The organism is Acinetobacter sp. AYS6, from assembly GCF_025630795.1.
GTDB lineage: Bacteria > Pseudomonadota > Gammaproteobacteria > Pseudomonadales > Moraxellaceae > Acinetobacter.
The window spans coordinates 384,118-405,831 of sequence record NZ_JAOTNV010000006.1; the positions used below are offsets into that span (position 1 = coordinate 384,118).

The window sequence follows — 21,714 nt, forward strand, 5'->3', positions numbered from 1 at the left end:
ATTTTTTTATTGACCGAAATGACTAAAGAAAATGCAAATAGATTAATTGTTAACCACCTAATGCATTCATTACACTCTACCTTACTGAATGTAAGAACATTTAGTATTTCAGGTCTTTTGTGGTTTTCACATTACCCATTTCTTTATGAGAAGTAGAAATGGGTTTTTTCTTATCCCACCTAATACAAACGTGATACTCATCACAATAATCACTAATTATTGGTAAACCCCCTCAATCCTATCTTGACTAAAAGTTCAGCATTAAATACATTTGTAGTGTATTTAAAGATAATAAGATTGCTTAAAGCAATTCATAATACTGCTTAATCCTGAAATACAGTAAAAAGCCTATTCAAAAACAGAATAGGCTTTTTGCTTTGTATCAAAATTTATTTTTTTAACTATTACGCTCTTCAATTAACATAAAAATTAAATACCTTACAAAAGCGGAGCAAATGAACGCCGTTAAATAACAAATTATGTGCTATTAATTTAAGCTGATTTCTCAAAAGTTACTCCGTCAATCGAAGAGGTGCAAAATGTTAAAGTCAATTTTAGTGATAGGAACAGGTATTGCGATTGGGATGTGTATGTACAAGAAAAAGCAGAAAAACAGTAAGAGTTTTAACACAGATAGCGATACTGACTCAGTGATTAGTAAAGACAGTGCTAAAAATCAAGATGACGGTTCAGTGGATAATGCTGTACAAGTTTAAGATTAAATAAAAAGGGTTCAGTTAATGAGCCCTTTAATATTTATTAAGACATATAATTATTTTGTATAGATTAACTTAAAGATAAGATTTAAATTAAATTATTACTCAACTATTCATTTAATTATTACAAAAATGTGATTAAAACAAAAAAAACACTTTCATTATTAAAATTTACATATTGTATCAGTGGAGTCCTTATTATTATCGATGCGGATAATAAAAAAATGGAGACTAGAATGTCAAAGCGCCATATTTTAAAAGAAGTAAGTGCCAAAAGTATGTGTGGTATGGAAATCGTTGTTGAACAAATTTATGAAAATATTTATGAAAAAAACTTTGTCGAAGCTGGAATAGAGCAAAATTGGTTGCCACTTTCTAAAATTGTGATTTCGGATAAAGTCATTAATTTAGATCCGGATAACAGTTTTGCTCATCCAAGAACAGGTAAGGTTTTTAAAGTCTTGAACTCTTAATAAGTTTGAGTTCACCAGCTCACTTACACGTTATAAATTATTGAGGTGATTCCTACAGAGGTATCACCTCAATGTTTTTCAGTAAGAGTTAATTCTTCCCATTAACGCTTTAATTAAGAGAAATTGCATTTCATGACTCGTGATTAACTCAAAAATAGGTTAATTTAATTATAAATTTTTTAAGTAACTACTGATTTTTTATGATAATCGAGATAGAAACACATCCACTTGAACCATTTTTGCCAGAGAATGCCCGTTTATTAATGTTAGGTAGCTTTCCACCACCACGTAATAAATGGAAGATGGATTTTTACTATCCGAATTTCCAAAATGATATGTGGCGAATTTTTGGTTTGATCTTTTTTCAAGACAAAACTTACTTTTTAAGTGAAAACCAAAAAAACTTTAATGAAGAACGTATCCGAAACTTCTTAATTGAAACTGGTATTGCGATTTTTGACACGGCTTACCAAATTAAGCGATTAAAGGGGAATGCCGCCGATAAATTTCTTGAAATCGTAACGCCAACAGATCTTGCTGTACTGCTTCAGCAGATCCCGCTCTGTCAGACCATTATGACTACAGGCGATAAAGCCACTGACACTTTAATTTCTGTTTTACCAGAAAACACTGAAAAACCGCTTATAGGGACATCTACGTCGACTTACTTTGCAGGGCGGGATATTAATTTATATCGCTTACCATCTTCTTCTAGAGCTTATCCATTGGCACTAGAGAAAAAAGCAGAGGCTTATCAAAAATTCTTTAAAGAGATTGGAATTTTATAAGCAGAGCTAGAGCGCTCCTACATCATCCATTCAACGGGTAAATATGAAACCGCTCTAATCATTGTGCGTTGGAACAGGCTCGTATCCGGGTCTTTTTCATATTCAACAATTTTCCCATCCGACTGATAATCTAACCAAATGATTTTTCCTTCACTATTTAACTTAAGTTGATAAGCAACTTGTGGTAGGTGCTGATCGAGCATAACCGAAACTTGAGCCTGTAATTGACTCGATTCAATCACAAGGCCAACCTCAGTATTTAAAAAAGTCGAACGTGGGTCAAAATTAAATGAACCAATAAATACTTTACCGTCTACATCAAAAAATTTGGCATGTAAACTTGATTTATTTTTACCTTTTGCGGGAATAACGCTTCCGGTCACTACCTCATACCATGTTCTACGTCTACGTTCCAAAAATGGCTTAAACTCAAATAGTTCTACACCGCTTTTTAGCATTTCAACTCGATATTGACTATAGAAAGCATGCACAATTGCCACGTCATTTGCAGCAAAAGAATTGGTTAAAACCCTGACTTTAACTCCTTGTACCTTTAGCTGGTTTAAATAGTAAGCTCCTTGCTGTGTAGGAACGAAATAAGCTGAAGCTAATTCGATATGCTGCTTTGGTTCCCCCATAATGGCCATGACTTGCCCATACAGCATCTCTTCTTTAGAGGCTTGCCCTAAGATTTTTTTAGGCGAATCTGCAACAAAATATGCTTTTGACCATTGAATTGGATAGTGTTCTAAAAGTTCTTTTAAATAACTTTGCGCATTGTAAAGTTTATCTTCGGTTTGAGTATGATGTTCATTTTCATGAAGCAGGTCATGATAATGCTCTCGTAAAGATTGCAGGTGGTGGACAGCACAAGTTCCGATCAGCTCAGTTGCGTTTTGGCTTAGCTCACTTTGCCAAAAATCATTAAAAACCGCTTGAGCGTGCTGTACCGTATGCCCATAAAATAAAATATCTAAATCTGTAAACTGAAACTTACTGCTTGCGTCAAAATACTCACTACTGATATTTCGGCCGCCTGTTACTGCAATCACGCCATCAGCAATAATTAATTTATTATGCATACGATGGTTTACTTTTTTGAACCGAAAAATATAGTCTAAAATTCTTAAGTATCTAAATTTGTATGGGTTAAATAAACGAATTTCGAAATTAGGGTGGTGGAGAAGGCTTCTTAGAACACCATCAAGCTTTATTCCATTTTGATCATCAATGAGCAACCGAACTTTTACACCACGATCTGCCGCCGTTAACAACTCGTGCAGCATTAAGTTTCCAACAAAATCATTTGTCCAAATATAATATTGTAAATCGATTTTTTCTTTTGCATTTCTAATCAAGTACATACGAGAAGCGATACTGATAAAGGCATCATCTAATGCCACAAAAGCAGTTAATCCTTGTTTAGTTTTTTCTGTAGCTTGCTCATCATTCAACCAATTAAATCTTTTCGTCACTATTTCATTCTCATCAGGGTCGTATGTACCGTTATACGAAGGTGTATGTGTAAAGCCCCAAGCATTTAATGCCATACTACTGTACTGCTGATAGAGTTGATTAATCATGTAAGCTTTTAAGTCGCATCCAAGATAAATACATCACAGCATTTTTATATTCAATTTATATGTCAAAATTCATATTAAACAGTATAAGTGCATTCTGCCAACCCTCAACTCTAGCAATTCCTTATTTTTATAGACCTTCTTAAAGAAAAGATATCTATTTAAAATTTGAAAGTTAAATTTAACACTATTAAGCCAAATGCTATATTCGATATTATTTTTCACAGGATGCTCGAGATGAGTCATGTGGGTTCTTGTCTATGCAATGAAGTCAAATTTTCTATAAACAATGAAATAAACACGGTCTATCATTGCCACTGTAGTCTATGCCGTAAACAAACTGGAACAGGAGCAAATGCAGCCACTTTAGTGAGTAAGGATAAATTTGAATGGCTATCAGGTTTTGAGTTGATTCGGACTTATAAAAAAGAAACAGGCTTCACATCATCATTTTGTAGTAAATGCGGATCGTCAGTACCCAACTTAGTGGGAACTACTCATTTTATGTGGATTCCATTGGGTTTATTAGATGAAGATATTACTGTGCTAAAAAAGCTCAATTTTTGTATGATTTCAAAGACAAACTGGGCAAATACAATAGATGCAGATCAATCTTATTCCCAGCTTCCAACTTTAGATGAGCTAAAATTATTTTTTGATTAAAATAAATTTTCAAAAAAATGTGACTCTGTTTGCATTAATTTTATTTTTTTCGGATGGTTATGCTTGCAGGTTTCACAAAAACACATTACTTACAATTGGCAGCACAACAATTACATTAGAAAACATGATATCTATCATACTTCCTTAAAAGGCTGAGTGAGTAGCTTGACAATAAAAGGGAGAAAATAGAAATGCCACAATATTTAATCATCGCTGAGAACGTGTACAAAAAGATTGAGGACAAAAAATTATTTTCTGAAAGCTCAGCAGAGAACTTAAATCATTTAGTGAGTACTATTCGTAATGAAATTAAAGGTACCAAATTTAAACTTAAATATAATTTTATAGATTTTGAGGAGTGCTTAACTAAGCCGCTAGAGGAATGTGCGATTAAGTTGGACATGAGCCTCATGCCTAAATATAAAAATAAAGATGAGTATATACTCTGGCTCGCAGGCTTTATTGAAAGAATTACGACAGGAGGAGAGGCTAAACTTCCACCCATCTCAAAATTTATTCCGCCAGACTTTAAATTTAACTATGACGAAACTCCTAAAGTGTCACCCGCCACAGGTGATGATGGTGAGATGATTATTAATTATTTCAAATCAGATGCTTTTACTAAAATTATAAAAGAAGAAAAATAAGTTTATAAAAAATATAGAAGTGATCGTCCACTACACTTCTATATGTCGCTGTAAATTCAGCAACCGCCTTCTGGGGCGGTTTTTTAATTCACCCCGCCTTATTTTTATAAAATATATTGTTATAACCTGTCACAAAAGTTTGCATAACGCACAGAATCAGTCTGAATGGCCTAAAAACAGATACATCTTTCAATGTTAATTTTAAATTTACCTAACTAACTTTTGGAGATACCGATGTTCAAAGCTATATTTTTCTTTAGTGCTGGTGCTGTTTTCGGTTATTGCTGTAAACACAAGGATGAGAAAGCTAAAGAGGAAAATTCATCAAAATAAGCGAAGTACATTCCTAAAGAACTTGCTAATGAGTTGGTTTTTTATAAGGAGGTGTCTATGCTCAGCAATCTTAGACAAATTTTCTGTATTCACATCTGGGAATATGATTTTGATATTGCCCATGACGAAATTAAAGAATGTAGAAAATGCGGAAAGATTCATAAAATGAAAAGTTTCCAAAAGCTTACTTAAGATTTAGCCTACTTTCCATCTTAAGTAATATTAAAAATTAAATAGGCTTAATAATTTAAGTATATTGAGCCTATTTAATACAAATTAAATCTGAGTGCGGCAGTTGGTATTAAAAAACCTACTGTTTTAATCAGAAAAATAATCAAACTAAATCACATTTTAAAAGAATAAATAGTTAGATTCGGCAGAATTTACCAATAAAAATTAAAAAAATAGAAACAATTTAATTAAAATTAAATACTTATTTTTATAACTTTAAACTTATACTTAAATTCTATTAATAATTAATTTAATAAGGAGATAGAAATGCCAAAATACTTATTATTAGCAGAAAAAATTAATAAAAATATTAAAAGTAAGTCTTCAAACAATCACTTTAAAAACTTAAATAATCTCATTATAGAAATTAAAAAAGCCATTACTGGTACAGAATTAAAATTTTTATATAACTTTGTAAATTTTGAAGGTACAGTTGTGAGTGTAAAAAATGAGTTACCCATTAAATTAGATATGAGCTTGATTCCAAAACATAAAAGTGAAGATGACTTTATTTTATGGTTAGCAGACTTTATTGATCGAATCACCATAGATACAAGTAAAGAATCTATTAAGTAAAAGGTGCCTCCAAGGCAAGAACATTTGAAAACTGCCATCTTTAAAATATTTTTTAACTTTCATACCAAGATAGATAAAGTATTTAAGGTTCTTGCCTAGGCGCTGAATTCATATCATGTCGAACTCTACTTATGTTTTCATAAATGATTTTACGCATTCTATTTACTGCACCCAAGGGTTTATGCTCAGGAAGGGCATGCCACGGCGTAAAAGACAGATTTTCACAGAATTTATTTTGCTCAGGCGTATCAAAGTCCTGCTTTGGTATATGAATAGTGGCTACTTGATAAAAAGGAGCTGCATTCTCATCCCATTCTGTCATTGAATCTTCTACTAACAATTTATTTGAGGTTCGTGGCTGAATAAGGAATTCCATACATGCATCTGTTTGTTGCAAAGTAGTCTTTAAAGCCTCTCTTAAAAAATCATGACTAGGGTTTTTAGGTAGATTATTTGGTGTCACTGAACAAGCACGAACTGAATATTTAACTGCTTGTCGATCACTACCAAGTCCTAATTGATAAGGAACCATAGACCAATAACGCGCATAGAGTGGATTTGCAATTTGTGAGTTACGTGCTCCGAGTGCATTCATTGTTCCTTTAAAACCTAAGGCAAACGGAATATGAAGTTTTCGGATCATATTGTGGCTATTCACATCATCCATAAATGAAAGATATCGTTTAGCATCGTTGGCAAAAAAGACCGGATGATTAATCATAATAAAGTCTTGGGTAGTTGCTTGCTTTTCACTTTCTAAAATTTTCTGCCCAGATACACCTAAAAGTTTTATCGCTATGCCACGTGCATCTTTGTCAATGTCGGCACTAGAGGCATCCTTAGAAGCATTGGAAAAGCGAATCCATGCTTGATAACTTTGATCTGGAATAAAAACTCCTTTAGCAAGCTGAGCAGGTATATTTTTTGAGACATGAAACTCGGCTCGAACACACCCATGTGCTTTAGGATGTGCATCACGTAAAGCATTTCCCGCCGTATATTGTTCACGAATTGACTTTTCAATGACTTGAGCTATGTTCTGGGCTAAGGCTTCTTCATGAGGCTGTAACTTTTCTCCTAAAAAAGTATCAACGTCTGGATAAGCGATATTTTCTGAAGATAGCTTTATTGGTGTCACTCTTTGGGAATGTAAAGCTTCACTGCAACCTGTTAGTGCAATCACAAGAGGAGTAAATACAAACAACGCCCTAAAGTATATAGGCTGCATAAAACTTGACATTTATTATCTCCATAGTGCAAAAATATTTCAGGATAATATTAGGTTTTCTTCTTTAATATTATTTTGATCTTTATAAAAAATATTAACTGTAAATAATTTAAACGTCCTTGTTACTTATCCGAACAATAAAAGAAGAAGAATTATTTAATATGAAACCTCTTAATACATTAAGAGAATGACGACATGATAATTAATCGACAAAATGTGCAAAATAATTCTAATTCATCACCCCATCCAATCACTCAAAATACACTTATTGATCGATTTAGTCCTATTTATTGGAGAATAGACGGTCCACAAACAATGTCTTTCGCCATTACCAATTATGGCAATGGTTTTGAAGCATCTTTTAGATCGCGTATGACAAATGATCTAGTAGGAATTACTTGGGATTCTTATGACACTAAAGATCATAAATTTTTAGCTTATGAAACTAAATACAGCTATGCAGGGGTAATTTGGGATTTTGATATTGAATTATCGGCTTCTATGCCTGTTCTTAACAACAGCAGTTTAACGCCGACTTTAACAGTGTACTATCAAGACAATGGCGTAGATAAAGTTGCTTATGTTGTCTTATTTAATTATGCAAATAATCCTTCATCTCGCACGGCGCATATTCATATTAATTGGGATTCAGTAAAAGCTGGTTTTTCTGCTACAGATAGCTTTCCGGTAACCAATATTCAGCGAATTTCATTTTCAGGATTTACCAGTGACTACAATAGCCAATCCGCCACGCCTTTAAGCCAACCAAAAGATGGTTACATTCGTCTGACCAACTCAGTCGTGACTGGAACAAATGCAAAGTTAAATTTGAGCCGCGTTGTTGTACCTCCGCATAATTATGGTATCTGTACAAGCTATGACGACCATTACGATTTAAATCCGCAGCGCCTCGTCAATAATATGGCTGCTTTGGGATATCAAGGTTTGGTGAATCACTATTGTGGTATGTCGCATTATCCGGAAATGACATGGAAAAGCGATATTAATAAATGGCAAATACCAGATACATTGGTAACAGGTGAGACAGTTGTTAACTCATGTACCCGTAAATGGCATGAGAAATATGCTCAGGCATTACATAGCGCAAGTATGCAACCCATCTTTGGGGTAAGCTTTGAAATGTATTCCTTGGGGGCCAATGAATATTGGGCACAGCGTGACTGGAATAATAACTTAGGTCGTACAGGTTACGAGCCTCCCAGTTATTTCTTTAGTTTAAGTGACAAAAATGCATTGGCATATCTACATAAAGTCTTTATTGAGTTTGCAGATGCAATGGTTGCAGGGGGATGTGATGTAAACATGCAGATTGGTGAGCCTTGGTGGTGGTATAACACTGGCACAAATCTACCTTGTGTATATGACTATCCAACTAAACTGGCATTTAATGCTGATACAGGTTTATATGCGCCCGATCTAGGCACAATTTATGAAGCAATGAATAAAACAGGCACGCCTTATGATGAGTTTAAAACGTGGCTTAGAAATAAATTAGGACAAACCTGTCAAGACATTCGTACCGTTATCAAAGCAAAATACTCCACTGCCAAAGTTAGTCCCCTTATTTTCTTTCCTTCTATTCAATCTCCGATTCAGACTTTAGCCACTTATATTAACTATCCAAGTGAGCATTATTCATATCCAAATTTTGATTATATGATGACAGAAGCCTATGACTGGCTATTAGAAGCTCGCTTAGACTTGGCACATCAGGCTGTTTCCCAAATCCCTATACAAGGTCTAGGTTATCCCGCAAATAAAGTGGTTTATCTATCAGGATTCGTTCCTGATGCATCGATTGCTTATATTTATGGATTTGATAAAACCAAGCCATATCGAACACCCATCTGGCAAAGAATTTTTGGTGACATGAAAAACAATGTTTCTTTAGGTTTAATGAAGCAATTTATCTGGGCCTATCCACAAGTCATGTTTGATTCGATTACCATTGATACTAATCAAGCTCCAAATGGCTTCTTTGTTGAAAATACGTTGTATTCGTCAATTAGTGATAACACGCCATATCCACCAGATATTTACCTCTAAGTAAACATAAGCTGCTTATAAGATAAGTGATTTGATAAGAAACCTCTTCAAGTAAGAGGTTTTCTTCTTTTTTAAATGTAGGCTTGCTTAGACGTACTTGACTGGCTATGCTGTGATGGATTGTCATGAAAGCCAATTTTAATTTAAGCAAAATTAAGCTCTTGTATTACTGTTACATAATCTATTTTGCTCGACTATAAATACCGAATGATTTAAAGGAAACCCAAAGATGAAATCTCGTGCAGCTGTCGCCTTTGCCCCAGGAAAACCTTTAGAAATTGTTGAAGTTGATGTTGCACCGCCTCAAGCGGGTGAAGTTTTAATAAAAATTACCCATACGGGCGTTTGTCATACCGATGCTTTTACATTATCTGGCGATGATCCAGAAGGTGTTTTTCCTGCTATCTTAGGTCATGAAGGCGCAGGTGTTGTGGTTGAAGTGGGTGAGGGCGTAACAAGCGTTAAACCTGGTGACCATGTGATTCCACTTTATACAGCTGAATGTAAAGAATGCTTATTCTGTAAATCTGGAAAAACCAACTTGTGTGTTGCAGTACGTGCAACCCAAGGAAAAGGTGTAATGCCAGATGGAACCACACGTTTTTCTTACAATGGTGAACCGATTTACCACTACATGGGTTGTTCAACCTTTAGTGAATATACAGTAGTTGCGGAAGTCTCTTTAGCTAAAATCAATCCTGAAGCGAATCACGAACAAGTTTGTTTACTTGGATGTGGCGTGACGACTGGTATTGGCGCCGTGCATAACACAGCAAAAGTACAAGAAGGTGATTCTGTTGCCGTATTTGGTCTAGGCGGTATTGGTTTAGCTGTTGTACAAGGTGCACGTCAAGCGAAAGCAGGGCAAATTATTGTGGTAGACACCAACCCAGATAAATTTGAACTCGCTAAGCAGTTTGGTGCTACAGATTTCTTAAACCCTAAAGATTACGATAAGCCAATTCAACAAGTCATTGTAGAAATGACAGGTTGGGGTGTAGATCATTCGTTTGAATGTATTGGTAACGTCAATGTTATGCGTTCGGCTCTAGAGTGTGCACATCGTGGTTGGGGACAATCCGTTATTATTGGTGTTGCGGGTGCAGGTCAAGAGATTTCAACTCGTCCATTCCAGCTAGTTACAGGCCGTAAATGGCTGGGTACTGCTTTTGGTGGTGTAAAAGGCCGTTCACAACTTCCTAAAATGGTCGAAGATGCAATGAAAGGTGAAATTCAACTTGAGCCTTTTGTAACGCATACTATGCCTCTACAAGACATTAATACCGCTTTTGATTTAATGCACGAAGGCAAATCAATCCGTACAGTTATTCATTTCTAAATGAAATAAAAAAAGGGCTGTGATTCAGCCCTTTTTTACGACTTATAGTTTTATATCTTAAATGGCATTACCACACATGTCTGTTGTACCCTGAGGGTAGCTAAACTGTAGCGCATTACGGTCAGTAATGAGTTCGTTCGACAACTCTTGTCCAAATAATTGATTAGAATATATTCCTATACTACTTGAGACAGAAAAACGTATATTCTCTAGTGGAGCAGGTAAAGTAGATTGATACCCGTGATCAACACCATTTACAATAAAGCCAACCTGCTTAGTGTTCTGATTAATATACATCCCTAATCTTTGGTATTCATTTGAATTATTTGTCATATTTTGACCTTTATAATATGGATTGTTAGGCCCACTATTATCACTAAGTCGATAAGCTACATAATATTTTAATCTAGCAGGATTCTCACCAAAATCTGGATCATACCCACCCATATCAAACCAATAGCCAGATCTAACTGTATAACCATTATTTGTTACCCCACTAAATCCAATGCTAGCGGAGTAATAAGTAGAATTTCCAAGTGATGAACTTCCAAGAGTTGATGTTGGAATTTTAAGTTCCATTTCAAATGCAATAATACCTGTATGAGGTATCGTTAAATCACCAATTTCATTAACCGAATTCAGACTATCTACTTTACTTGTAGCTACATAATCTACGTAGCCATACTGACTTTCTGGCGTAGGTTCTACTTTAAAACCAAATTTTTGACCAGTTATCAATGGGAATATTTTCATAGGAAAATCAGGGTATTCTTTATTCCATAGATCGAGATCTTCCTGAGTCACATCAAAATTGTATTTACAGACTGGGGCAGAAGAATTAAGGGAGGTAGTTTGAGCCAAAAGCATTTGAGGTGCTAATTTTTCATCCTTTGCAGTTGATGAAAATTTTTTAGATGCTACTTTTTGGCTAGATTCGCTATGCGTTATTGTATTGGTATTATCAGAAGATACCTCATACATAGCCCAACATAATGTCACTGCACTAACAGCAACTATACCTATTTTTTTCATAAATATTCCTATTAAGTTAAGTATTAAGTTTTTAGAAAGTAGTGATAAAGTAAAATTTATTATTAATATTTAAATATTTGAAATTATTAAGTTTACAGACTATTGAATATGATTAATCATATTCAATAGTTACAGTAGCCATTGCACGCACTTTACCAGGTGTAACATTGGCTGCAGTTTGATAGTAACGCGCTGTTAAAGGAACATCATATTGAATGGTTTGATTTGATTTCACAGTTCCCAGTTCTAGTTTATTACCTAGACCAATAACTTGATTCTTATTTTGATAATTCCATACAAGTTGAACCCCAACACCATTTGCTTTAGTTGCATTTGGTTCAAGGTTTTTTAAAACTTGGGTGTTAGTGCCATCTTGTTGATAATCAAAACTTAAGCTAATGAGGTTTTTCTCTTCATAACCTGTTGGGTTGATACCACCATTACAGAGAATATTTAGTTCGAAGGATTGATCTCCTTGAGTTGAGCCAACACCTTTAAACCCAGCTTTTGTAACTGTTGGCAGCTGTACCTGCTTATTAATAGCCCCACGCCATTCACAAGAAGAAGATGCAATAGTAATTGCATTAGCATTAACTGTACTGGTTAAAAAAGGGCGATCACGTCGGTTTCCAGCATAATAACTACTATAAACACCAGGGACTAAAGTTCCTGATCCAGTATTTTCAGCTGTTTTTACAATTTCTACAACAAAATAACCTTCCGCAAGACGAAAGTTGGTTGATGGGACACGACGAGTATAAGGATAATAACCAGAGAAATTTCCGGCATTAAACGCTTCTCGATAGAGACGGATGCCTATCCCTGGAATATTAGTTGAATAGATGCTATCACCAAGTACACTCAGTGGGTAACTTTGTAATAACTGAGCCGTCAACATGTCGGAAAGACTACAGGTATAGGTGGTATAAGGATCTGGTCTGATCTCAAAAAGTGATTTAACCAAAACTTTACCTACAGGATCACTTGGGCGAACTACAACTCGTCCAACTTGCATCGCAACATCAATTGTCCTGAAACCGAGACTAGTCGTACATGCCGCTTGAACCTCTGTATTAATACAAAAACCTAATACAACTAAAGCACCACTATTTAAGAGTAATTTTTTCATTTGCAGATAGCCTCAGTCATTACCATGCTTTGTTGCTTATTTTGCAACTGATTACTGATGTTGTACTCAACCGAACAACGCTCATTGCTTTCATCGCCCCATTTCACATAGAGACGATCTTGAGCGAGTGGAGTACGTAAGTAAATCATACTACCTTGTGCAACAATACCTACAGCTTCATCTTTTTGGTTAAAGACTTGAGCTGCAAACGGTAAACTTTTGCCATCAGCAGTTTTACTATTAATGTAAACTGCATAACCTGTCTTGGTTGTAAAATCTACTTTAGCAATTGCGCCAGCAAAAGGTGCAATACGTTGACTTGTTTCTTCAAGCTCTACTTGGCTCGACATCTCTTGTGGGTCAAGCGTAATATCGTTTAGACGATAAGGTGTTACATACGGAATAACCGCATAACCAGCCTTATTTACGCTTAAGCCAACGGTATTATTCACTTTTGCTCCAGCTGCATCAGGTGCATGCACTAATACCATTGTTTGGCCTTGCTCAGGTCCAAATAAAATACCGTCTGAATGTGCAACCACACTACCACTTAAGCTAACCATTGCTTGTTGGTAAGAGTCAGCAATACTATAAGAGCCGCCAACAGTTGCATAGTTAGTACGGTAACGTCCATTTGCGTTAAATGATGGATTTGCATAGTCCTGATGTGACACAGAGGCACCATAACTAAAGCGATCACCAACCATTCCGCTTGCGCCAACAGTACGGCTGTCTTCAGAAGCAGTAACGTTGACGTTAACTGAGTTCTTCTTAAAGTTAATTGGGAATGAAAGCGTCATTAAATATTCAGTATCATGAGACGTATCATTTGAACCGTACTCAACTTTACGGTTAATTGCAGACAAACCATAAGTTAAGCCATGATAGTTATTGCTATAACCAATTTGGTACTGTTTAGTACTTTCACTACGGTTCCAATAGTCAACCCACGAACCCACTACATAGAAGTTACCCCAACCTTCAGGAAGACCTTGGTTTAAAGTAATTTGGAATTCACTACGCTGATGACCCGCAGCAGCATAGGTATTTACGCCTTTTTCTTCTAAATCGCGAATAAGCAGAGCATCACGTAATTTATAGAAGTTTTCTGTTGAGTAGCGATACGCAGCAAGGGTTAAGTTTGTGTTGGTCGGAGAAATTAACTTACTATAACTTAAACGGAAACTTTGCCCAGATTGTGATGACTGCTTTTCAAAGTCAGCTTCTGAGTGGGTAACATCTAACGCGACGGCACCAATTGGTGTAGCAAAAGCAGCACCTAATAAGACAGCAGCATAGTTTTCCGTTGCTTGGATACCTGTGTAACCTGTTAGGTAGTTGTTAATCCCTTGTTGATATTTCCCTTGAACAACCCAAGGATTAATATCAATATCTTGATCTCGGAACTGACCTACAGTTAAAGAGTAACGGTTTACACCTGGGCGCAACATTTGTACAACTGAAGCATAGGGAACCGAGAATTTTTGTATTTGGCCATTTGCTTCAATAATAGAAACTTCAATTTCCCCACCAAAACCAGTAGGGTAAAGGTCATTAATCTCAAAGTTACCTGGTGCAACCGTTGTTTGATAAATAAGTTGGCCTTGTTGACGAACTTCAACCTTTGCATTAGTTTTTGCATTACCACGAATACGAGGGGCGTAGCCCAACATACTATTTGGTAGCATGCGATCATCGCTTGAGAAATCAATACCGCGATAACCAATAGAGTCAAATACTTCGCCGTTGGTAAAACTATCACCTAGCGTTAAAACACCACGGTATTTAGGGAAAGCTCTTTGTAAGTATGTACTTGTTTCTTGATAATTCGATTTTGATTGATTTTCAGCAGGGGTATCTTGCCATTGCCATTGACCATTATGACGTAATTGCCAACCAGCAACATTTAAACCAGCTGTAACGCCCATAAATGCGTTTGTAGTTTCGCTTCGGTCACCAGACTGATTAAATGTTTTGTAGGCACTACCACTATAAGATAGAAAACCAGCATTAATGCCTCGATCCCATACGCTTGGGTCGACATAGCCTTGCGCATTTTTTTGCAATGCAACTTGTGGAATAGAAATATCTACACGTAAACGAGAAGTATCAAATTCATAAAATGCATTTTCAACCCACTCTTCAATTTTATAACAACTATTATTTTCTTTTTGAAGGGTCGTGTGCTTAGACAAAACGTCTTGTTTAACGCCGTACTCGAGGAGGTTCATTCCTGTAAAGCAAGTTACTGCATTTTTATTTGGGTCTAAGGCTTTAAAGACCATGCGGCGTTTACCGAACCATTGACCGTTTACATATAGATCAACGTTGTATTCGCCCGGTAAAACAGGGTTACCATATTTAAAACGAGAAATGTCAACTTTTTGAGCATCTCCAATTAAAAAAGCAGAATCAAATTCAGCCTCTACTGGAGCACTCGTAGTTGTTTCTTCAGCATGCACGAATACAGGCATTGTCATTGTGACAACACCAGAAGCCAAGTAGTAACAAATATGGCGTTTTAATAATTTATAAGATTCTTGCCTTTTTTTTGGCATAGCTAAGTCCGCCTACACATATAGGTGCTTAAATTTATTAAAAAGATAAATCTGATTACTGAAGTTTTATTGGGTGTTCGACTCGACCACCGTAGTCATTGACATTAATAAAACTCATATCTTGAAGATTGCCATTCTTAAGTTGAACTGACGCTTCAGAAAAAGGCTTAATCATTAGCCCTTGAGGTAATAAATCAACTTTTTTATCACCAGCCTTTTGGTAAACAGAAGTCAGCGTGATATGAAAAGGGGTAGGATTTTTTACCGTTAAACTTTGACCAGATTTAATCCATTGAAGCTTATCTGATGCTAAATTCGCGTCTTCTTTAATCGATGATGGACGATAGAAGAATTTAATCCGTGAACGAATTGCAAGTTGCAGGAAATTATCAGGAGTCGTATCTTCACTTTTTGAAGTTGGTCTAGGCGGAATATCTAAAATATTCAACCACAAAACCGTTTCTTGCTTCTGATTTAGTTGAGAAGCATTTGGCAAAGCAGTAATACGAAGGGTCTGACTTTTCGTTGCTTCAACACGAGAAATTGGTGGAGCAATCATAAAAGGAACTTTTGATTGGTCCGGTGTACTTTTTGGGTCACCTTCGTCAATCCAAGCTTGGACAAGTGCTGGCTTTGAACCGTTATTGCTAACTTGTAGCGTAACTTCTCTAGCATCCGACGGATAAATTACACGAGTGCCATGAATTACAATTTCTGCTTGAGTAGCAGGTGCGACAACTGCTGAAGCAAATGCCAAACCTAACAAAAAATTATAACTGTTCAATTTCATTTTTCGAGTTCTCAACCAAGAAAGATTCGGGAAAGCGGTACACAAAAAAACAGGGTTTCCATGCGGACATAGAAACCCCGCTATCAATTAATTATTGATAGATAATTGTGTATTGAACAGAAGTAGTTACTTTACCAGCAGTAGAAGCGCCAGTTGCATAGTATTCAGCATAGTAGTTAAGGTCAGCACTTGCGCCTTCAGCTACGTCAACCCATTGAGAGTTAGCTTGAGCACCGTTTGCACCCGCAGCAAGTACTGGGATGAAGTTATTGTTGCTACCTAAAAGTTGAACGTTAACGTTTTTAGCACCAGTAGCGTCTTGGTTAAGTAAACGACCAGTATTGAAGTCAACAGTTGCACCTGGTTCGAAGTAAGTAGCTACTTTACCTTGTGAACAGTTAGCTAAGTTGATTTGGAAAGGAGTACGACCAGCAACATCCCCAGCAACAGCTAAAGTTTGTTTAGAAACAGTTGGAAGAGTAACTGTGAAGTCTTTACCAGCAGGGGTAACGATGTCACAAGTTTTGTCTGTAACTAAACCATTAATTGTAATTGTACCATCAGCAGCTTGAGCATTCGCAATCCCTACAACCGAAAGAGCAGCGATCAAAGCAAGTTTTTTCATAGTGTTTTCTCAAAAGTCTGGATAAAAGTTTTAATTCCTTACTTTTCCAGTGTTTGACATCTTGAAAAGTAATGCGGCGATATTAACACTTCTTAAACAAAATGCAAACTAGATCACATTATTTTTTCATAATTTTAATTGAGCCACATTTTTTTATTTAGAATGCAGAGTGGGTAAATACAGCTTATATAGCTGTTTATGAAAGTTTTTTGTTTTATGAAAAAGAAAAGCTATGAAGATAAGCAAGTTACATAAGAACACTATGTAAATAGAAAAGAATTGAACAAATTATGTGAAAAATAAGCTTAAATTCTTAGAATACAATTATATAGAATAAATTATGCATATGTATACAGAAGAAATAAACAAATAGTCATTTTTTATAGAAAAAGAGCGATTCATCTATTTCATCAAGATATGCGATGAGTTCGACAAATCACTCTTTAATTTTGAGCTTATTGCAGGAATAGCCTCAATGATATGGGTAATAAGTTAATGATAGTTGATAAGTACGACTTTGTGATTTGAACCTATGCTTTCAATGCTAGTATCCATTTTCTCAGTATGTTGAGCCAACTTAAAAAGACTATCTCTATTTAAATATTCACTATCAAGTTTAATATTTAAATTGTTTACCTCAACACATTCTATTTCGCTATGTTGTGTTGAACATGTATCTTCAACAATATTTCCTCTTATCATTATTGTGTTATTTGCATAACAAAATAGTGGGGAAGTGGAAACAACCATCAGAATAAGAAGTTTAAAAATATTATTTTTCATTTTATATGCCTATTTATAAAATAGTTTATATATTTGATACAATATTTTTAATTTAAAAACAATAATTAAGTTTAATTCAATAAAAAATTATTAATTTTCGCGTGATATAAATCACATTAATTGTTTTAAATAATGTAATGGTTAAAATTTATTAAACCATATTAATAAATATAATAATCATAATGACGTAAAATTAATCATACCAACTTAAGTTATTGATATTTAATCAAATATAAAAACAATAGTTCAATATAACAACAGAATAGAATTAAAGGACTAAATGATATATAATTTAATATTTAAATAATATGTAAATTATATATTGAGATTTTAGGTGTTGTATTACAAGGCTATTACAGAGATATAAGATACTTATTTAATTTAAAATGTGATTAATTATACTTTTTATTTAAATTTATTAGTTAAATTCACCTTATTAGTTAAATATGTGGAAGTTATATCTTATAAATTGAAATTCATCACATACTTTCAGTATTTAAATATACGGGGACACTAAAAGAAAGATAATTTTAGCTTCTAAGATTTCTTTAAATTTTTATGCAGTCAAACATGCACGATATTTTCAACATCAAACTATATCAAGTTGAAATATGAGCTAGAGAAAAAGCATAGTAAGATTCAAATCAGATGAAGATCACCATTTACTTAAATTTTATTTGGATGATGAAGTCTTTATTCTTGATAAAAATTATCTTAGGAAAATAAACATCCTTTAAAGCTGTCATCGACGTACAGCATTGCTTAAGCGCTAGCACGAGAAAAAATAACTATTAGAGTTTAAATAAAGCGTAGTACTAAGGGCTTATTACCGAATTATATAGCTGTTCGTATAATGTATATTATGTTAAATAGAATATTTGGAAACCTACCATATATAAGGCTCTGGCTACTCTGCATTGTTACTACGCCATCTATCTATGCTTCATTACACTGAATTGTTAAAAGCTTTCCCAACTGTATTTGTTGCTCAAGCAACTTACTAAACCTTGGTACTCTTAACGGCTTAAATTGATTTAACTCTATTTCTAATCTTCGCCAGAATAATTCTCTAGATAACTTCCGATAAGTTGTAATTGCATTTTTATATTTACCCTAGTGAACTGCACATCACCTTTACGAGCTATATTTTGTGACTACTACTGGCTGCCAGTATTTCAAATACTCACACTAAGGCATTAAAAAATATTCCAGAAATCTTCCCTTTATCTGGCTTGTTTAAGTCTAAAAACTGAAATCAGCCAGTTTCGATAATCAATTACAACCTAATACGCTTCGGGATGTGTTTCCGCAATTCCTCTCACTTTCCAACTAGCTCAGGTTATAATAATGGACTCCCAAAATATTGTTGATTTATTATGAACGCCGCCAATGACCCTTTACACGGCAAAAAACTTGCTGACATTTTGGATGAATTATTGGATTACTACGGTGGATTTGAAGGCTTAAGTCGTAAAATTGAAATTAGATGTTTTTGTATAGATCCAAGTGTTAAATCATCATTACGATTCTTACGTACCACACCATGGGCACGTGAAAAAGTAGAAAACTTATATTTGTATGTCTTACGCCAAAAAAACAAACAAAAATCGTAGCTATCAGAATCCTAGCCTTAGCATTTTAATAAGTGGTGGACTACCACCACTCTCCTAGAAAAATTTAGTCTACTCTTAAGACCTTTTTAGTAAAAAATATCTATTCAATAATTCTCTAGACAGCGTACTAACAACTAAGCCCTATAAGTTAAATATTTAAACTATTTATTTAAGAAACATATACATCCTTTTCATAAATTTTATTTTACCTTTACCATAAATCCCTAAATTCAAGTGATTACACATGACTAAAAGAACAATAAATATTTACGGAGCCAGACAAAATAATCTTAAAAATATTTCATTAAAGATTCCTAAACATGAAATCGTTGTGTTTACTGGAGTCTCTGGTTCAGGTAAATCTTCTTTAGTTTTCGAAACTATTGGCGCAGAAGCTCAAAGACAAATCAATGAAACACAAGATAGTTTTGTGCGCAATCGTTTACAACATTTTGGGGTTGCTGACGTTGATAAAATTGAGAATTTAAATGTACCTGTCATTATTAATCAAAAGCCTTTAACGGGTAACATTCGCTCAACCGTTGCAACAATTACAGATATTTATGCCAATCTTCGCTTGTTATTTTCACGTATGGGAGAACCGTTTGTAGGATATTCGAATGTTTTTTCTTTTAATCACCCAAATGGCATGTGCCCACAATGCGAAGGTATTGGTTTAGAGCAAACAATTGATATTCATAAAATATTAGATTTAGATAAATCCTTAAATGAAGAAGGTGCTATCAATTTTCCTACCTATCAACCCACTGCATGGCGTTGGACCCGATATGCAGATTCAGGTTACTTTGATTTAGATAAAAAGTTAAAAGATTATAGTGAAAAAGAATGGGAATTATTGTTGTATGCTCCTCAGCACAAGCCTTTAAATCCAACAAGTAAATGGAGAAAAACGGCACTTTATGAAGGTCTAGTGACCAGATTTGAACGGAACTTTTTAAAAGGTGAAGCGCAGGAAAGAAATCGTTATCGGAATAAACTTGAGGATATTATTACCACCAAAGAATGCTCTTTATGTAAGGGACAACGGCTTAATCAGAAATCTTTATCTTGTAAGATTAACGGTAAAAATATTGCTGAATGTACAGCTCTATCTGTCTCAACGCTTTTAGAGTTTATAGAATCGATAAAAAGTGAAAAATTTGAAACTGTTCTGCATGAAATTATCAATAAGCTGAATAACTTAAATTTGGTTGGTCTCAGTTATTTAAGTCTTAATCGTGTGAGCAATACATTATCTGGTGGTGAATCACAACGAATCAAGATGGTTAAGCATTTGGGTAATAGTTTAGTTGATCTACTCTATATTTTTGACGAGCCAAGTATTGGTCTTCATCCAAAAGATTTAGATAATATTATTAAAATTATTCAAAAGATTAGAGATAAAGGAAATAGTGTTTTACTCGTTGAACATGACCCCGATCTGATTAGAACAGCTGATCATGTCATTGATATGGGCCCTCTTTCTGGTATCAACGGCGGTCAAATTATTTACCAAGGGACTTTCGAAGAGTTAAAGCACTCATCAGGTTTAACAGGCCAGTTTTTTAGAAGGCCAAATATCTATAAGAAAGAACCACGTATGGGTAATGAATGGATTTCAATTAAAAATGCGCATTTATTTAATCTGAAAAATATTGATGTCGATATTCCCAAGAACTGCCTAACCGTTATTACAGGCGTTGCAGGTTCTGGAAAAAGTACATTAATCAGTAAAGTTTTACCGCAACAATACCCCGAAACAAAAGTCATTAATCAATCTGCAATTACTGCAAGTATTCGATCAAACTTACTGACCTATCTAGATCTTCTTGATCCGATTCGTCAACTCTTTGCGAAAGCCAATAAAGTAAGTACTAAGCTCTTTAGTTTTAACAGCGAAGGTGCCTGTCCTCAGTGCAAAGGATCAGGTATGGAGAAAATTGAACTCGCATTTTTAGATGATGTTGAAATGACTTGCGACCTTTGTCATGGCTCAGGATATTCCCCTGAGGTGTTAAAGTATCATTATAAAGGTAAAAACATTGCTGAAATCTTGAAAATGACTGTTACAGAAGCAAGTCAATTTTTTGAAGATCGTAATTTACAGCAGCAATTTAATTCATTGGTAAGCTTAGGGTTAGACTATATTGCAATTGGCCAACGCTTAAATACGTTCTCTGGTGGTGAGCGCCAAAGATTAAAACTCTCAAAAGAACTTAATGAAACGGATAATATTTTTGTATTAGATGAACCGAGTACAGGCTTACATCCTTCAGATACTGAAAAATTGATTAGTTTGTTAAATAATTTAGTTGAAAAAGGCAATACGATCATCGTTATCGAACATAATTTAGACATTATTAGTCAAGCAGATTGGATTATTGACATTGGTCCCTTGGCTGGTGACAAAGGTGGTGAATTGGTGTTTTCTGGAACAGTCGGCTCCCTACTCTCTGCAGAAAAATCTTTAACAGGTCAATATTTGAAAAAATATCTAGAACTGTGAAGATTTGATTGACTAGCTTGGCACAACAGTGAATCAG

18 protein-coding genes are annotated in these 21,714 nt (G+C 34.8%); 10 read left to right on the forward strand and 8 right to left on the reverse strand.

Going from position 1 to position 21,714, the window contains the following annotated elements:
• The first annotated feature begins 539 nt into the window (after positions 1–539).
• The 3 genes from OD757_RS10135 to OD757_RS10145 all read left to right on the forward strand — a co-directional run bounded on the left by OD757_RS10135 (position 540) and on the right by OD757_RS10145 (position 1,977).
• The gene (locus tag OD757_RS10135) at positions 540–716 is read left to right on the forward strand and encodes a hypothetical protein (protein WP_009391273.1); all 177 of its coding nucleotides are present in this window, start codon (positions 540–542) and stop codon (positions 714–716) included.
• A gap of 236 nt (positions 717–952) precedes the next feature.
• Positions 953–1,189 carry a hypothetical protein gene (locus OD757_RS10140; protein ID WP_263031783.1) on the forward strand — a complete coding sequence of 79 codons (237 nt, stop codon included), beginning with the start codon at positions 953–955 and terminating at the stop codon, positions 1,187–1,189.
• 200 nt (positions 1,190–1,389) lie between these two features.
• A complete protein-coding gene (locus OD757_RS10145) occupies positions 1,390–1,977 on the forward strand; it encodes a uracil-DNA glycosylase family protein (RefSeq protein ID WP_009391269.1) in 588 nt (195 codons plus the stop codon).
• A gap of 17 nt (positions 1,978–1,994) precedes the next feature.
• Here OD757_RS10145 and OD757_RS10150 read toward each other — a convergent pair whose 3' ends face one another.
• Positions 1,995–3,560: a phospholipase D family protein gene (locus OD757_RS10150; protein ID WP_204389430.1), complete on the reverse strand. Its 1,566-nt coding sequence runs from the start codon at positions 3,558–3,560 to the stop codon at positions 1,995–1,997.
• Positions 3,561–3,785: 225 nt separating this feature from the next.
• Between OD757_RS10150 and OD757_RS10155 the strand changes: the two genes are divergently transcribed.
• From OD757_RS10155 to OD757_RS10165, 3 genes are all read left to right on the forward strand, one after another.
• Complete coding sequence (locus OD757_RS10155) at positions 3,786–4,220, forward strand: GFA family protein (protein ID WP_081400118.1); 435 nt, start codon at positions 3,786–3,788, stop codon at positions 4,218–4,220.
• Positions 4,221–4,411: 191 nt separating this feature from the next.
• Complete coding sequence (locus OD757_RS10160) at positions 4,412–4,867, forward strand: hypothetical protein (RefSeq protein WP_263031784.1); 456 nt, start codon at positions 4,412–4,414, stop codon at positions 4,865–4,867.
• Positions 4,868–5,698: 831 nt separating this feature from the next.
• The gene (locus OD757_RS10165; protein ID WP_263031785.1) at positions 5,699–6,007 is read left to right on the forward strand and encodes a hypothetical protein; all 309 of its coding nucleotides are present in this window, start codon (positions 5,699–5,701) and stop codon (positions 6,005–6,007) included.
• 82 nt (positions 6,008–6,089) lie between these two features.
• Here OD757_RS10165 and OD757_RS10170 read toward each other — a convergent pair whose 3' ends face one another.
• The gene (locus tag OD757_RS10170; RefSeq protein ID WP_263031786.1) at positions 6,090–7,247 is read right to left on the reverse strand and encodes a catalase family protein; all 1,158 of its coding nucleotides are present in this window, start codon (positions 7,245–7,247) and stop codon (positions 6,090–6,092) included.
• Positions 7,248–7,430: 183 nt separating this feature from the next.
• Here OD757_RS10170 and OD757_RS10175 point away from each other — a divergent pair, with 183 nt between their 5' ends.
• Positions 7,431–9,302, forward strand: coding sequence for a phage capsid protein (locus OD757_RS10175; protein WP_263031787.1), 1,872 nt, complete (start codon positions 7,431–7,433; stop codon positions 9,300–9,302).
• A 229-nt stretch (positions 9,303–9,531) separates the two neighbouring features.
• The gene (locus tag OD757_RS10180; RefSeq protein WP_033850079.1) at positions 9,532–10,641 is read left to right on the forward strand and encodes an S-(hydroxymethyl)glutathione dehydrogenase/class III alcohol dehydrogenase; all 1,110 of its coding nucleotides are present in this window, start codon (positions 9,532–9,534) and stop codon (positions 10,639–10,641) included.
• A 57-nt stretch (positions 10,642–10,698) separates the two neighbouring features.
• Here OD757_RS10180 and OD757_RS10185 read toward each other — a convergent pair whose 3' ends face one another.
• The 6 genes from OD757_RS10185 to OD757_RS10210 all read right to left on the reverse strand — a co-directional run bounded on the left by OD757_RS10185 (position 10,699) and on the right by OD757_RS10210 (position 17,558).
• The gene (locus OD757_RS10185) at positions 10,699–11,673 is read right to left on the reverse strand and encodes a DUF4882 domain-containing protein (protein ID WP_263031788.1); all 975 of its coding nucleotides are present in this window, start codon (positions 11,671–11,673) and stop codon (positions 10,699–10,701) included.
• A 112-nt stretch (positions 11,674–11,785) separates the two neighbouring features.
• Positions 11,786–12,802, reverse strand: coding sequence for a fimbrial protein (locus tag OD757_RS10190; protein WP_263031789.1), 1,017 nt, complete (start codon positions 12,800–12,802; stop codon positions 11,786–11,788).
• Positions 12,799–15,360, reverse strand: coding sequence for a fimbria/pilus outer membrane usher protein (locus OD757_RS10195; protein WP_263031790.1), 2,562 nt, complete (start codon positions 15,358–15,360; stop codon positions 12,799–12,801). The genes OD757_RS10190 and OD757_RS10195 overlap by 4 nt, the downstream gene beginning before the upstream one ends.
• Positions 15,361–15,415: 55 nt before the next feature.
• Positions 15,416–16,150: a molecular chaperone gene (locus OD757_RS10200; protein WP_009391205.1), complete on the reverse strand. Its 735-nt coding sequence runs from the start codon at positions 16,148–16,150 to the stop codon at positions 15,416–15,418.
• A gap of 91 nt (positions 16,151–16,241) precedes the next feature.
• The gene (locus OD757_RS10205; RefSeq protein ID WP_000731819.1) at positions 16,242–16,775 is read right to left on the reverse strand and encodes a fimbrial protein; all 534 of its coding nucleotides are present in this window, start codon (positions 16,773–16,775) and stop codon (positions 16,242–16,244) included.
• Between the two features lie 492 nt (positions 16,776–17,267).
• Positions 17,268–17,558 (reverse strand): hypothetical protein, encoded by a 291-nt coding sequence (locus OD757_RS10210; RefSeq protein ID WP_034678399.1) that lies wholly within the window; start codon positions 17,556–17,558, stop codon positions 17,268–17,270.
• A gap of 1,376 nt (positions 17,559–18,934) precedes the next feature.
• Here OD757_RS10210 and OD757_RS10215 point away from each other — a divergent pair.
• Complete coding sequence (locus OD757_RS10215; protein ID WP_263031791.1) at positions 18,935–19,171, forward strand: VF530 family protein; 237 nt, start codon at positions 18,935–18,937, stop codon at positions 19,169–19,171.
• A gap of 244 nt (positions 19,172–19,415) precedes the next feature.
• A complete protein-coding gene (locus OD757_RS10220) occupies positions 19,416–21,677 on the forward strand; it encodes an excinuclease ABC subunit UvrA (protein ID WP_263031792.1) in 2,262 nt (753 codons plus the stop codon).
• Positions 21,678–21,714 lie beyond the last annotated feature (37 nt).